We start from the raw sequence: 14513 nt of genomic DNA, 5'->3' as shown, positions 1-14513 counted from the left end.
GTATGGAGAGAGCGTTCGCAACGCACGCGTACAGATACGTTGCCGTGTGAAATACGGGGCCCTTGGGGGCCCTCAGGCAAGAAGAAGATCTGGCGGTGTTAGCCGCTTTCTTTTGCCTACTTTTCTTTGCGGCGGCAAAGAAAAGTAGGTGCCGCCCCGCACAGGGGCGACGCTTGAAGCACGAAGGCATAACGCGGATGCCAGCGCAACCACGAGCAAACCGAAACCAAACCGCCCGCGCCGCATAGGCGCATCACATGCACCGGTTAAAAAAACAAAAGCCGCGTGACCCACAATCACAACGGCTTCGCCAAAAAAAACCACTACCCGAGACTAACCCTTCCCGGCATCCTGCTCATCCTGCTCCTTAAAAACCTTATCAGCCAGATGAAAAGCAGAATTCGCCGCAGGCACCCCACAATAAATAGCAGTCTGCAACAGAACTTCTTTAACCTGCTCCCGCGTCACCCCATTATTCCGCGCAGCGCGCAAATGCAGAGCAAGCTCCTCGCTGCGATTCAGCGCGACCATCATCGCAATAGTCAGCAAACTACGCGTATGCCGCGGCAACCCGTCGCGAGTCCAGATCTCACCCCACGCATACCGCGTGATGAAATTCTGAAACTCTTCCGTCACTTCCGTGCGATTCACCAGCGACCGGTCCACATGCGCATCGCCCAGCACCGCGCGGCGCACGCCCATGCCTGCTTCGTATCGTTGATCGTCGTTCATCGCTGCCCCTTCAGAAAATCGAGCACGGTCTTCGTGAACATGTCGGAAACTTCGATGTTCGAGATATGCGACGCATCCAGTTCGACATACCGCGCGCCCGGAATCGCCGCCGCCAGTTCGCGGCCTTGAGCTGGCGTCGCGGCGAGATCATGCGTACCCGAAATCACAAGCGCGGGCGCCTTGATGCCAGGCGTCTCGGGCCGCAGATCCGTCGCATTGATCGCTTCGCAGTTCAGCGCGTAGCCTTCCCTATCGGTGTGCACAAAAACGTCGCGCACATAATTGAACACGATCGGCTCGCGTGCAATGAACTCCGCCGTGAACCAGCGCGGCAACACAGCATCCGACAACGCGAGCATGCCTTCCGTGCGCGCACGCGCCGCGCGCGGCACCCAGACTTCCGGCGAGCCGATGCGCGCCGCCGTATTGCACAGCACGACACGATCGATACGGTCCGCGTGGCGCGCCGCCAGGCCGACGCCCGTCAACCCGCCCATCGAAATGCCGCAGAAATTCGCGCGTGCGATCTTCAGCGTATCGAGCAGGCCGATCACATCGCCCGTCAATTGCTCGATCGAATACGGTCCCTTCGGCGCTTCCGAATGGCCGTGGCCGCGCGTGTCGTAACGCAGCACGCGAAAGTGCTTCGCGAATTCGGCAACCTGCGGCGTCCACATCGACAGGTCGGTGCCGAGCGAATTCGACAGCACGAGCCACGGCGCGTTGCCGTGCCGGTCGCCGTCGATCCGGTAGTGAAGCTCGATGCCATTGACTGCGGCGTAAGGCATTCCTTTACTCCTGATGTTGGTTCACGCGTGCTTTGCGCGCGGTATGAAGAGCCAGCACGGCGTCCACGAAAGCGTGCGCGCTGCCCACGTAATGCGCCGGATCGAGCAGACGCCTGAGTTGCTCGACGGGCAGATGTTGAGTGACGGCCGCATCGGCAGCCAGCACGTCGAAGAGCGTCTTGCCGCTCTTCACAGCCTCTTTCGACGCATGCTCGACGAGATGATGCGCGTCCATCCGGCCGATTCTGTCGCCGAGCGCGAGCATCACCGCTTCGCCGAGAATCAGCCCATGCGTCACCTCGAGATTCGCCGCGAGCCGCTCGACGTTCACTTCGAGTCCCTGCGCGATCTGTTCGATGTTCGCCAGCGCACCGCCCGCGAGACGCGCGAGATCGGGCAGCGCGTCCCATTCGGCCTGCCAGCCGCCGAGCGCGCGCTCGTGCTCCTGCACCATGCCACCGAACACCGTTGCGACGAGGCCAGGCGCGCGCGCCGCCGCCGTCAGCACGGCTGCGCAGCCGACCGGGTTGCGCTTGTGCGGCATCGTCGACGAGCCGCCTTTGCCGGCGGCAACCGGCTCGCCGAGTTCACCGAGTTCGGTCTGCATTTGCAGCGAGATATCGCGCGCAATCTTGCCGAGTGTGCCGATCAACATGCCGAAGAACGACGCCGTTTCGGCGATGCGGTCGCGCTGCGTGTGCCACGGCACAGCGGGCATTTGCAGACTCAATTCTTTCGCCAGCGCGGCGGCAACCATGCCGCCCTTGTCGCGCAAACTCGCGAGCGTCCCGGCCGCGCCACCGAATTGCAGCACGAGCACGCGCTCGCGCAACGTGTCGAGCCGCTCGCGATGGCGCAGCAGCGCATCGAGCCACTGCGCGAACTTCAAACCGAGCGTGATGGGCAGCGCCTGTTGCAGCCATGTGCGGCCGATCATCGGCGTCGCGCGATGCTGGTGCGCGAGCGCGCCAATCGCATCGCAGGTGGATGACAAGGCGCCGTCGAGCAGATCGAACGAATCGCGCAGTTGCAGCACGGTCGCCGTATCGATGATGTCCTGGCTCGTCGCGCCCCAATGGACGAATTTCGACGCTTCCGCATCGGCGTCCTTGACGCGCGCGGTCAGTTGCTTGACGAGGGGAATCGCGAGATTGCCGCCGAGCGCGGCGTCGCGGCCGAGCGCGTCGGCATCGAGCTTGTCGGCGCGGCAGGTTGCCTCGATGGCGGCAACGGCCGATTGCGGAATCACGCCATGTGCCGCCGATGCGCGCGCCAGCGCCGCTTCGACGTCGAGCATCCGTTGCAGCGTCGCGCGCGGCGACCAGATGTCGTTCATCGGCTGCGTGCCGCAGATCAGGCCAGTCAAGCGAGCGCTAGCTTCTAGCATGATGTTCTGTGCGTTGGGATGAATGCGCGTTGAGTCGCGCCTGAAAGCGCGCGGCGTTCGGCTTCATTGTCGCCGAACGCCGCGCCGAGGTCACGCGCGCATTTGCGCGCGCGTGGCTGCTACGTGTCCAGCCTGAGCAAGCCTCAAGCCGCGCGAGCCTGCTGCGTGCCGTCGATCAGCGCGACGCCCGTCAGCTTCTCCAGTTCCGCGAAGTCGATATCCGAGAAGATTTCGCGCACGACGAGGCCGTCCTTCGTCACGTCGATCATCGCGAGGTCGGTGTAGATGCGGTCCACGCAACCGACGCCCGTCACCGGGTACGAGCATTCGGCGACGATCTTGCTTTCGCCCTGCTTGGTCTGATGCTCCATCATCACGAACACCTGCTTCGCGCCGATAGCCAGATCCATCGCGCCGCCGACAGCGGGAATCGCATCGGGTGCGCCCGTGTGCCAGTTCGCAAGGTCACCCTTCGACGACACCTGGAACGCGCCGAGCACGCAGTAGTCGAGATGGCCGCCGCGCATCATCGCGAACGAATCGGAATGGTGGAAGAACGCGCCGCCCGTCAGCAGCGTGACGTGCTGCTTGCCGGCGTTGATCAGTTCGTCGTCTTCCTCGCCTTTCGCGGGCGCGGGGCCCATGCCGAGCAGGCCGTTCTCGCTGTGCAGGAAGATTTCCTTGCTCGCGTCGAGGTGGTTGGCCACCAGCGTCGGCACGCCGATGCCGAGGTTCACGTAAGCGCCTTCAGGAATGTCCTGCGCGACGCGCTTCGCCATTTCATCGCGGGTCAGTCGTTTCATGTCGGGTCTCCTTCAGGCGGCTTGTTCGGGGCGTTGCGAGGCGTGGGCCGCCTGCGGCACTTCGACGATACGCTGCACGAAGATGCCCGGCGTGACGATCACTTCCGGGTCGAGCGCGCCAAGCGGCACCACTTCCGACACCTGCACGATTGCCGTCTTCGCCGCGCTCGCCATGATCGGGCCGAAGTTGCGCGCCGTCTTGCGATACACCAGATTGCCCCAACGGTCGCCCTTGTACGCCTTGATCAGCGCGAAGTCCGCGTGCAGCGGCGCTTCCAGCACGTAATGCTTGCCGTCGATCTCGCGCGTTTCCTTGCCTTCGGCGAGCTTCGTACCGTAGCCCGTCGGCGTGAAAAAGCCGCCGATGCCTGCGCCCGCAGCGCGGATGCGCTCGGCCAGGTTGCCCTGCGGCACGAGTTCCAGTTCGATTTCGCCCGCGCGATAGAGCGCGTCGAACACGTACGAGTCGGTCTGACGGGGGAACGAGCAGATGATCTTGCGCACGCGCTTCGCGTTGAGCAGCGCGGCGAGGCCTGTGTCGCCGTTGCCGGCGTTGTTGTTGACGATCGTGAGCTCTTTCGCGCCCTGTTCGATGAGCGCGTCGATCAGTTCGGAAGGCATGCCCGCCGTGCCGAAGCCGCCGATCATGACGGTCGCGCCGTCATGCACGTCGGCAACCGCCGACTGGAGTGACTCGAAAATCTTGTTGATCATGTCGAATATCCTCTGAAACGCGTCGATCCGCGCCGCACGATCCACCAGATAACTGGCGAAACGCGCGCCGGACGGTCTCCACGTCCGCTTTCGTCCTTCATAGTCTGCTGACGACGGAATGCAGACCTGCGTGTTTGGCTCGCCCTTCAATCCCTATCGCCCGTCGAACTTGCGAAAAGTTCTTAATGCGAACACAGTTTCGTTTAGCGAACGTACCGGCGCATTATGGTTTGCGCCTGCGTCTCTTGTCAAGGCAACGGTTTCGTGGTTTGCCCTATGCCGCTCCGCCTGCCGCCGGGCCCGCAAATCAATCGCGAAACGGCAGCCCCACGTAATTCTCTGCCAGCATCCGCGACGCCGCATCGGAATGGGCGACGTACCGCAGCTCGGCCATCTTCAGCCGGTTGATGAACGGCGTGTCATCGAACGACGGATGCAGCATGTTTGTCATGAAATACGAGAAATGCTCGGCGCGCCAGACGCGTTCCAGGCAGGTCGCCGAATAAGCGGCGAGCAGATCGTCGCGGCCTTCGCGATAGCGCGCCGCGAGCGCCTTCGACAGCATGCGCACGTCGGCGACGGCGAGGTTCATGCCTTTTGCGCCCGTCGGTGGAACGATGTGCGCGGCGTCGCCGGCAAGATAGAGGCGGCCGTACTGCATCGGCTCGCACACGAAGCTGCGCATCGGCGTCACGCCCTTCTGCGTGATGTCGCCGACGGCGGGCAGCCAGCCTTCGTCATTCTCGAAGCGCGCGTGAAGCTCGGCCCAGATGCGCTCGTCGGGCCATTGCGCGAGGTCTTCGTCGGGACGGCATTGCAGGTAGAGACGCGTCACCTCCGGCGAACGCATGCTGAAGAGCGCGAAGCCGCGCTCGTGATGCGCGTAGACGAGTTCGTCGCAGGTCGGCGCGGCGTGGGCGAGGATGCCGAGCCATGCGTAGGGGTAGATACGTTCGAAGTTTTGCAGCGCATCGGCGGGAATCGACTCGCGCGCAACGCCGTGAAAGCCGTCGCAGCCTGCCACATAGTCGCAGTCGATACGCTGCACTGCGCCATCGTGCGTGAACTGAATCCAAGGTTTGTCGCTCGTCAGATCGTGCAGCGACACTTCGGACACGTCGAAATACAGCTGTTGCTGGTGCTCGACAGCAGCGGCGATCATGTCGCACACCACCTCATGCTGACCATACACGGTGATCGCGCGGCCGCCCGTCAGCGCCGTCAGATCGATTCGATGCCGCTTGCGCTCGAACAGCAGCTCAATGCCGTGATGCACGAGCCCTTCGCGCTGCATCCGCGCGCCGAGGCCGGCTTCGTTGAGCGTATCGACGGTGCCCTGTTCGAGCACGCCCGCGCGTATCCGATGCTCGCAATGTTCGCGCGACCGGCTTTCCAGCACCACCGATTCAACGCCCGCCAGCCGCAGCAGATGCGACAGCAGCAGACCGGCGGGACCCGCGCCAATAATGGCAACTTGAGTGCGCATCGTTCGTCTCCGAGTCTTTTGTTCGGGTATTCAAACGATTCTCGGCGCTTTCCCGAATATGCGACAACGCGATTTTTAGGATAGGTTGTATACGCATAACCGATACTGCGCGAGCGTCTTCCCGCGCCCGCGCACCCCAGCATGGCCGAACTCGATCTCAACCTGATTCCCTACCTCGTCGCGCTCGAAGACATGCGCAACGTGAGCCGCGCCGCCGAACGTCTCGGCGTGAGCCAGCCGCGCGTGAGCACCGCGCTCGGCCGCTTGCGCGAGTATTTCAACGACCCGCTGTTCGTTCGCACGTCGCGCGGCATGGAGCCGACGCCGCGCGCGCTCGCGCTGATTCCCGCTGCCCGCGAGGCGCTCGCTCGCATCGAGAAAGGCATGCTCGACTCGCAGGATTTCGATCCCACGACGTCGACGCATACGTTCTCACTGGCGTTGTCCGACGTCGGCGAGATCGTGTTCCTGCCGCGGCTGTTGCAGCTCTTCGCCGAGCGCGCGCCGCATGCGAATCTGCGTTCGGTATCGCTGCCGCCCGCACATGTCGAGCGCGGGCTGGAATCGGGCGATGTCGATCTCGCCGTCGGCTACTTTCCCGATCTTTCCGGTAACAACTTCTTCCAGCAGCGTCTGTTCACGCACCGGTTCATCTGTCTGATGCGCAGCGATCATCCGCTCGCGGGCGCGCCGCTCACGCTCGATCAGTTCATCGGCCTTGGGCATGCCGTCGTGCGTGCGGAAGGACGCAGCCAGGAAGTGCTCGAGCAGTATCTGGAGAAAAAACGCATCCGCCGGCGCGCCGTGCTGGAGACGCCGCACTTCATGAGCCTGCCGTTCATCCTCGCGCGCACCGATCTGATCGCAACCGTGCCGCACGCGATCGGCTTCGCGTACGTGTCGGAACACGCGTCGATCACGCTCGTCGAACCGCCTTTGCCGTTGCCCCGCTTCGACTTGCGCCAGCACTGGCATCGCAAGTTCCACAATGATCCGCGCGCAAGCTGGCTGCGCGGCGTGGTCGCCGAGCTGTTCAACGATGCGAAGGACGAGTGGCCGAAGTAATTTACGCAAATAAGGCACGCATATAAGGCCCACCTGTAACGCCCGCACGAGCCCGCGACGCATATCCCTGTTCGGCGTAGGGCCGGGAAACATGGAACAATGCCGCAACGTGCGATGCGCGTTTTACTGGAACTGGAGCGAAGGATGAATACGAAGAACACAACGTCCGCCGACGCACCCGGCCGGCCGTCCCGCGACGAGGCCGAAGAAGCCGTGCGCGTGCTGCTGCGCTGGGCCGGCGACAATCCTCAGCGTGAAGGGCTGCTCGACACGCCCGCGCGCGTCGTGCGAGCGTATGAAGAATTTTTCGCGGGCTATGACGTCGATCCGCGCGAGATTCTGGCCCGTACGTTCTCCGAAGTGGACGGCTACGACGAAATGATCGTGCTTAAGGACATCCGCTTCGAAAGCTATTGCGAACATCACATGGTGCCCATCATCGGGCGCGCGCATGTCGCTTATCTGCCGGAGCATCGCGTGGTAGGCATCTCGAAGCTCGCGCGGCTCGTCGATGCGTTCGCCAAGCGTCTGCAGATTCAGGAAAAGATGACCGTGCAGATCGCCGATACGCTCAACGAAGTATTGCAGCCGAAGGGTGTAGGCGTGATTCTCGAAGCATCGCATCAATGCATGTCGACGCGCGGCGTGCACAAGGCCGGCGTCGAAATGGTGACGTCGCGCATGCTCGGGACGTTCCGCACCGACCCGTCGACGCGCCGCGAGTTTCTGTCGATCGTCCACGGTCCGACTTCCGTTAGCGTGGCGAATACCTGATTTGTCGAGGATTTGTTGAGAGTCGGGATTATTGGCCTGCTTTAGCCACGCGCCGGATAGCGCGTGGTTGCCCCAGCGGTCTGGTCAGAGTCTCAACTCTCAAAACAAGCTTAGTGGTTCTGACTGAAATCAGTCGAATAGAAAAAGTCTGATATCTGAAGCAGTCCGAGCAAGGCCAGGATCGGCTCAATCACGCTTCCGCGCGCATCCTCATCGACCGAAACCGTCCGAACGTCGCGAGCAGCACCGCTGCCAGCACACACGCGACGCCCACCACCTGCGCATGGCTGATCGGCTCATGCAGCACGCCCGCCGCAAGCGCGAGCGTCGACACGGGCACGAGCGCCGTCACGAGGCCCGCTTCCGCGCCGCTCAGGCGCGAAGCGCCCGCGTACCACAGCACGAAGCCAAGCACCGTCGGCACGAGCGCGTAATAGACGACGCCCGCGAGCGCGGCAACAACGTTCGCATCGAATGGCAGACGCCACGGCTGCTCGAAACAGGCGGGCACGATCGCGACAAGCAAGCCGATCCCGCTCATCAGCGCCGACAGCGGCAAAGCCGGCACAGGCGTGCGCAGCTTGCGGTTGAGCAAGATGAAGAGCGCTTCGCACACAATTGCGGCGAATACCAGCGCATTACCTGCGAGGGAATGCGCGCCGCTCGCGGCCGCCACGTCGTCGAGGCGCACCGTGCAGGCGAGCACGCCCAGCGTCGCGAGCGCAATCGCGCCAAGCAGCGCGGGTGACGGACGCTCGCCGAGCGCGAGCGCCGCGAAACCCGCCGACACCGCAGGCAAGGTCCCCGCGATCACACCCGCATCGGCGGCCGACGCGAGCCGCATCCCGCCGATCAGACAAACCGTATAGCCGACGCTTCCCGCGCCCGCCTGCGCGATCACGAGCAACGCATCGTGCGCGTCGAGCTTCGGCCAGCGGACTTTTCGCACGCGCATCATTGCGACAAAGACGGGAAACGCAATCGCAAAGCGCAAAGCCGTCGCCGCGAACGGCGGCAAGCCGCCCGCTATCGCCTTGCTGACGACGACCGTGCTGCCCACGCCGATCATCGCCAGCGCGCAAAAGGAATAACCGACGTAACGCGCGTTCATGCCACTGCCTCCTCGTATCGAACGATGAGGCGAGCGTACGGCCCACGCCCACGCGCGGTCTTGAACGTTATTGCAGAGGATCAGCGGACAGCGGCCGCGTAGCTCGCGGGCGTGACACCGAGAAGCCGCACGAAAGCGCGCGTCATATGGCTTTGATCGGAGAAGCCCGCCGAGACGGCGGAATCCGCCAGCGTGGAACCGCTGGCGATCAGTTGCCGCGCCAGCAAGACACGGCGCTGCATCCGGTAGGCATGCGGCGGCAAACCGACTTCATGCGCGAAACTGCGCAGCAGCTGAAAACGGCTCATACCGGCTTCGGCGGCGAGATCGGCGAGCGTCGATGCCGACGCGGGATCGTCGTCGATACGGTTTTTTGCGCGCGCTACGGGACCTACAGGACCAATATGCCCGGGTCTGTGCGGCAATGACGTCGCGTGGTATTGGGCGACGTACGAAAACAACGCGACCAACGCTTCTTCGCAAGCGAGATTGTCGGGCGACACGCCCTCGTTTGCCTCGTTCACTGCAACCGAGAAAAGTCGCGCAAAACGCAGCGACAGTTCCGCGTCGTTCAACACGGGGCGCGTCAACTCCACTTCCCGCAGCGGCGACTCCGCGCATTCGGCGACCGTGCCGATCACCAGCGACGGCTCGAAATACAGCATCCGCCAGGCGCGTCCGTGTTCGTCGAGCGGACTGCCGTCATGCACTTCGCCGGGATTGACGGTGATGACATCGTTCACGCGCGCTTCGACAGGGCCGCGCCCGCTTGCCGAACGCTGCCCGCCAGCGACGACGATGCCGATGCCAAAGCGATCGTGCGAATGACGCGCGAACGCGTGCGTCGTATGCGCGACGGTCGCTTCGACGCCGCCGAGCGCGCAACGCAGCATCTGGACGCGCCCACGCGGCTTCATCGTCTCAGGCGCCCGCACAGATGAAACACGCCCACGCATCAGCGCCGCCCTTCGTCGTTGCGCCCGCGCTCGCCTTCGCGGATCTTGCCCTGCGACACGCTGCTGCCCGGCGGCACGCTATGCGTGAGCCACACGTTGCCGCCGATCACCGAGCCGCGCCCGATCGTCACGCGCCCCAGAATGGTCGCGCCCGCGTAAATCACAACATCGTCTTCGACGATCGGGTGACGCGCATTGCCCTTCACGAGCGTGCCGTCTTCATCCGCAGCAAAACTCTTCGCGCCGAGCGTCACCGCCTGATAGACACGCACGCGCTCGCCGATGATCGCCGTTTCGCCGATCACGACGCCCGTACCGTGATCGATGAAGAAACTCGGGCCGATCTGCGCGCCAGGGTGAATGTCGATACCCGTCGCCGAGTGCGCGATCTCGTTGATGAACCGCGCGAGCAGCGGCACGCCGAGCCGGTGCAACGCATGCGCGAGCCGGTGATGCGTCATCGCCCATACGCCCGGATAGCAGAGCAGGATTTCCGTGATGTGCTGCGCGGCAGGATCGCCGACGTACGCCGCCTGGATATCGCTGACCAGCAATGCGCGAATGCCCGGCAACTGCTTGCCGAACTGGCGCGCGACATCGAATGCGAGCGCGCTCAGATCGGCGTCCGGCGTCTCCGCGTGCTCCGGCAAGAAGCGCAACGCGCGGCGAATCTGCTCGGCCAGCAGGCGCAGCGTGCTTTCGAGCGTATGACCTACGTAATAATCGACGCTCTCGTCGGTCAGATCGGGCGCGCCATAGTGCGTCGGGAAAAGCGCGGCGCGTAATCCCGCGACGATGTTGATCACGCCATCGCGAGAAGGCAGCTCGCGGATGCCGCGCGGATGGCGCGTGCGATGCAGTTCCTCACGCGACGCGCGCAGTTCGGCGACGATCTGTTCGAGGCCCCAGTTGTGGGAGGAAACATTTGACATGGCGAGGACGGCAGTCGCGCGTGAAGCGCGACGATAGTGAATTGTCCCCAGAGATTACCGCGTTTCGGCGCGCGCCGCCGGGCGCCGGTGCGGATTGCATAATGAACGCATACGGAACAGCTCATGCAGTGCCGGCCGTTGCATGTGCGGGAGTGCGTAGCAAATGACGTGCTATACGGTCATACTGCTTGCATCGATCCAGCGCACGGCCCAGTCGCGGGCATGCGCGATAGCAGCTGCTTCGTCAGTGAAGCGGAGGTCGGTGGGAAAGAAGCGGTTGGCGACGAGTTCGCCATCGCTGGAGCGCGACACGACCACATACGGTTGCCAAGTCCCATCGCCCGCGCGCGCTGGCGCGCAGTTAAGCAAGTAGCCACGATGTGTGAATGCAGCATCAACGTGCATGAGTCACCCGCCCCTGACTGCCTCATAGATGGTCCTTTTGCGAGTGCGATGCCGTGTGTCGTGGCAGTCCATGAGACTGCAGCGGTCATGCTCTTGTGTGCGTTGCTACACTCGAACCAGAATCATACTCTGTAGGAAAAGGGCGTCCATCAAAAAAATAGTAAAAATTCGCGGGTTGCCCTAAGCGCCGTCGCACGTGGATTCCAACGTGATTGGGCGCTCACGCGGAACGAGTTTTGCTCGCTCCGAATGCTTTGAAGGCATGAGTCAAGGAGGGCGTAAAAATGAGCCTCAACACCCGCAAGATACCGGCGACACAAACAGGAACCGACGTCGCGCGCAGCGCCGAAATGCACAACGACCGCACGCACGACAGCACGGTGGATACCGACAGCAAGAACCACGAAGCCGCGCGCATCGCAGGACACGCGCCGATCGGCCCCGATGAGATCACGACCAGCAACGCATCGCTCGTCAACAGCGTGCCCGACAACCCGTATGCGGAACTGGCGGGATTCGACAGCCGCATCGGCGGAAACCATCTGCTGCTCGCGCTGGAACCGGGCTACCGCGTGATTGACAAGGGCATGACGGTGCCCGAGCCCGTCGAGCACTTCGACGACCGCTTTCATGAACCCAGCACGCAAGCGGGCCAACGCACGCGCGGGCGCGTGCATTTCGCGCTCAATCATCAGCGGCCGATGCGCGTGATCGAACTCGAGCGCGTCAAGTGAGCGCCGTGTCCCTTTCGCACGATGCGTCGTCGGTTGGCGCGTCGTGCGCCTTCGCGTTTGTACCCTTCGCGTTTGTACGAATGTAGATGCGATTCGAAACTGCTGGTTTCATGACTTCGTCGCACGCACATCTTTTTCGCGTTTGAAACGATCAGCACAATCAGCGCAATTCCATCCACGGAGCAGCAGATGAGCAAAATCGTCGTGATCGGCGCAACGGGCACACTCGGCCAGGCCGTCGCCGCCGAACTGAAAGCGCGGCATGAAGTGATCGAAGTCGGCGCAACGCGTGGCGCGCATCAGGTCGACAGCACGGACCCGGCGAGCGTCGAACGGCTGTTTCAAACAATCGGCAAGGTGGATGGCGTCGTCACGACGACGGGCAAGGTCCACTTCGGCCCGTTGCCCGAGATGACCGTAGAGCAGTTCTGGGTCGGTCTGCGTGACAAGCTGATGGGACAGATCAATGTCGTGCTCGCCGCGCAGAAGTATGTGAACGACGGCGGCTCGTTCACGCTGACGAGCGGCATTCTCGCCGACGAGCCGATCAACCTGGGCGTCAGTGCGACGACGGTGAATCTCGCGCTCGAAGGCTTCGTGCGCGGCGCGGCGATCGAACTGCCGCGCGGTATTCGCATCAATGTCGTGAGCCCGACTGTGCTGACGGAATCGATGGAAAGCTATGCGCCGTTCTTCCGCGGCTTCGAACCTGTCGATGCGAAGAAGGCTGCGCAGGCCTATCTGCGCAGCGTCGAGGGCGCGCAGACGGGACGCGTGTATCGCGTTGGATACTAGAACGTTCGATTGACGTCTGTTAGCGAGCGCACGTTGTCGTGCGCTCGTTTTTCATTGCGCGGCGCTTGTCGCTTCAGTGAATCTCCGGCTCACCCGTTGCAGTGCTTGCGCCACCGCGCTGCAGGAAGTCGAAGTCGCAGCCCTTGTCGGCCTGCAGCACATGCACCTGATGCATCGCGCCGTAGCCGCGCGAGAATCTCGGCGCGGGCGCGACCCACTCCGCCTTGCGGCGAGCGAGTTCTTCATCCGATACCAGCACGTTCAGCTTGCGCTGCGGCACGTCGAGTTCGATCATGTCGCCGTCGCGCACCAGCGCAAACGGCCCGCCGATAAACGACTCCGGCGCCACGTGCAGCACGCAGGCGCCATAGCTCGTGCCGCTCATGCGTGCATCGGAAATGCGCAGCATGTCGCGCACGCCCTTTTGCAGCACCTTCTTCGGCAGCGGCAGCTGGCCCCATTCAGGCATGCCCGGCGCGCCAACGGGCCCCGCGTGCTGCAACACGATCACGCAGTTCTCGTCGATATCGAGCGCGTCGTCGTCGATGCGCGCGGCCATGTCGTTGTAGTCCTTGAACACCACCGCTCGGCCCGTGTGCACCATCAGATGCGGCTCGGCCGCGCCCGGTTTGATGACGGCGCCATCGGGCGCGATGTTGCCGCGCAGGACAGCCAGACCGTTGTCCGGCATCAGCGGGTTATTGCGGCGGCGGATCACGTCGTCGTTGAAGATCCGCACGCCTTCGAGGTTCTCGCCAAGCGTTTTGCCATTCACCGTCTTCTGCGAGCCGTCGATCAGGTCGCCCAGTTCCGCGAGCATCGCCTGCAGGCCGCCCGCGTAATAGAAGTCTTCCATCAGATACGCGCCCGTCGGCCGGATGTTCGCGAGCACAGGCGTGCGGCGCGAAATGCTGTCGTAGCGATCGAGCGTCAGTTCGATCCCGGCGCGGCGCGCGAGCGCAATCATATGCACGATCGCGTTCGTCGAACCTGAGAGCGCGAGGCACGTCGTCACCGCGTTGTCGATTGACTTCACGGTGAGGATGTCCGATGGCTTCAGGTCTTCCCACACCATCTCGACGATACGCATGCCCGTTTTTGCGGACATCTGCGCGTGGCGCGAATCCGGCGCGGGGATCGACGCGAAACCCGGCAGCGTGAAGCCAAGCGCTTCAGCGGCGCTCGTCATGGTGGACGCCGTGCCCATCGTCATGCAATGGCCCGGCGAGCGCGCAATGCCGCCTTCAACGCCCTGCCAGTCCTCTTCCGTGATCTTGCCCGCGCGCAGGTCGGCCCAGTATTTCCACGTGTCCGAACCGGAGCCGAGCGTCGCGCCATTCCAGTTGCCGCGCAGCATCGGGCCGGCGGGCAGGAAGATGGTTGGCAGGTCCATGCTGATCGCACCCATCAGCAGCGCGGGCGTGGTCTTGTCGCAGCCGCCCATCAGCACGACACCGTCAGCGGGATACGAGCGCAGCGTCTCTTCCGCTTCCATCGCGAGGAAGTTTCGGTAGAGCATTGTCGTGGGCTTCTGGAACGGCTCCGACAGGGTCTGCACCGGCAACTCGATCGGAAAGCCGCCCGCCTGCCAGATGCCGCGCTTGACCTCTTCCACACGCTGCTTGAAGTGCGTGTGACACGGGTTCATCTCGCTCCACGTGTTGAGGATCGCGATGACGGGCTTGCCCGCATACTCCTCGCGGCTATAGCCCATTTGCGCCGTGCGCGAGCGATGGCCGAACGAGCGCAGATCGTTCACGCCATACCAGCGGTGGCTGCGCAGTTCGTCGGGGGACTTGCGTTTCTTCGTCTGATCGTTCGACACTTCGAC

The 14513-nt window shown here is 63.4% G+C and carries 15 protein-coding genes; 4 read left to right on the top strand and 11 right to left on the bottom strand.

The window, feature by feature from the left end; translation table 11 throughout:
- Window positions 1-333: 333 nt before the first annotated feature.
- From pcaC to C2L64_RS19780, 6 genes are all read right to left on the bottom strand, one after another.
- Entirely contained in the window at window positions 334-732 is a 399-nt protein-coding gene (pcaC, locus tag C2L64_RS19805) for a 4-carboxymuconolactone decarboxylase (protein ID WP_007586589.1), read from the bottom strand.
- Entirely contained in the window at window positions 729-1520 is a 792-nt protein-coding gene (pcaD, locus tag C2L64_RS19800) for a 3-oxoadipate enol-lactonase (RefSeq protein ID WP_007586591.1), read from the bottom strand. Before pcaD ends, pcaC begins: the two co-directional genes overlap by 4 nt.
- A 4-nt stretch (window positions 1521-1524) precedes the next feature.
- Window positions 1525-2907, bottom strand: coding sequence for a 3-carboxy-cis,cis-muconate cycloisomerase (locus tag C2L64_RS19795; RefSeq protein ID WP_039901171.1), 1383 nt, complete (start codon window positions 2905-2907; stop codon window positions 1525-1527).
- A gap of 143 nt (window positions 2908-3050) precedes the next feature.
- A complete protein-coding gene (locus C2L64_RS19790; RefSeq protein WP_007586594.1) occupies window positions 3051-3710 on the bottom strand; it encodes a 3-oxoacid CoA-transferase subunit B in 660 nt (219 codons plus the stop codon).
- Between the two features lie 12 nt (window positions 3711-3722).
- Window positions 3723-4424, bottom strand: coding sequence for a 3-oxoacid CoA-transferase subunit A (locus C2L64_RS19785; RefSeq protein WP_007586596.1), 702 nt, complete (start codon window positions 4422-4424; stop codon window positions 3723-3725).
- Between the two features lie 307 nt (window positions 4425-4731).
- Window positions 4732-5910, bottom strand: a complete 1179-nt coding sequence (locus C2L64_RS19780) for a 4-hydroxybenzoate 3-monooxygenase (RefSeq protein WP_007586598.1) — start codon at window positions 5908-5910, stop codon at window positions 4732-4734.
- A 141-nt stretch (window positions 5911-6051) separates the two neighbouring features.
- Between C2L64_RS19780 and C2L64_RS19775 the strand changes: the two genes are divergently transcribed.
- A complete protein-coding gene (locus C2L64_RS19775) occupies window positions 6052-6975 on the top strand; it encodes a LysR family transcriptional regulator (RefSeq protein ID WP_007586599.1) in 924 nt (307 codons plus the stop codon).
- A 144-nt stretch (window positions 6976-7119) separates the two neighbouring features.
- A complete protein-coding gene (folE, locus tag C2L64_RS19770) occupies window positions 7120-7749 on the top strand; it encodes a GTP cyclohydrolase I FolE (RefSeq protein WP_007586600.1) in 630 nt (209 codons plus the stop codon).
- A gap of 190 nt (window positions 7750-7939) precedes the next feature.
- On the opposite strand, the gene C2L64_RS19765 is transcribed toward folE, so the two are convergent.
- The 4 genes from C2L64_RS19765 to C2L64_RS19750 all read right to left on the bottom strand — a co-directional run bounded on the left by C2L64_RS19765 (window position 7940) and on the right by C2L64_RS19750 (window position 11153).
- Window positions 7940-8860 (bottom strand): DMT family transporter, encoded by a 921-nt coding sequence (locus C2L64_RS19765; protein WP_007586601.1) that lies wholly within the window; start codon window positions 8858-8860, stop codon window positions 7940-7942.
- Window positions 8861-8940: 80 nt separating this feature from the next.
- Window positions 8941-9777 (bottom strand): AraC family transcriptional regulator, encoded by an 837-nt coding sequence (locus C2L64_RS19760; RefSeq protein ID WP_007586602.1) that lies wholly within the window; start codon window positions 9775-9777, stop codon window positions 8941-8943.
- 38 nt (window positions 9778-9815) lie between these two features.
- Window positions 9816-10748 (bottom strand): serine O-acetyltransferase EpsC, encoded by a 933-nt coding sequence (gene epsC / locus C2L64_RS19755; RefSeq protein ID WP_007586603.1) that lies wholly within the window; start codon window positions 10746-10748, stop codon window positions 9816-9818.
- Between the two features lie 171 nt (window positions 10749-10919).
- A complete protein-coding gene (locus C2L64_RS19750; protein ID WP_007586604.1) occupies window positions 10920-11153 on the bottom strand; it encodes a hypothetical protein in 234 nt (77 codons plus the stop codon).
- A 284-nt stretch (window positions 11154-11437) separates the two neighbouring features.
- Here C2L64_RS19750 and C2L64_RS19745 point away from each other — a divergent pair, with 284 nt between their 5' ends.
- Together C2L64_RS19745 and C2L64_RS19735 are read left to right on the top strand one after the other, a co-directional pair.
- Window positions 11438-11887, top strand: a complete 450-nt coding sequence (locus C2L64_RS19745) for a DUF3005 domain-containing protein (RefSeq protein ID WP_007586605.1) — start codon at window positions 11438-11440, stop codon at window positions 11885-11887.
- Window positions 11888-12076: 189 nt separating this feature from the next.
- Entirely contained in the window at window positions 12077-12682 is a 606-nt protein-coding gene (locus tag C2L64_RS19735; RefSeq protein WP_007586606.1) for a short chain dehydrogenase, read from the top strand.
- 73 nt (window positions 12683-12755) lie between these two features.
- Here C2L64_RS19735 and araD read toward each other — a convergent pair whose 3' ends face one another.
- Window positions 12756-14507 (bottom strand): L-arabinonate dehydratase, encoded by a 1752-nt coding sequence (araD, locus tag C2L64_RS19730; RefSeq protein ID WP_007586612.1) that lies wholly within the window; start codon window positions 14505-14507, stop codon window positions 12756-12758.
- Between the last annotated feature and the right edge of the window lie 6 nt (window positions 14508-14513).

The sequence above is a fragment of the Paraburkholderia hospita genome, from assembly GCF_002902965.1.
In the GTDB taxonomy this organism is placed as follows: domain Bacteria; phylum Pseudomonadota; class Gammaproteobacteria; order Burkholderiales; family Burkholderiaceae; genus Paraburkholderia; species Paraburkholderia hospita.
Note: the sequence above shows the minus strand (reverse complement) of the source record. Positions and strands in the feature narration are given on the sequence as shown.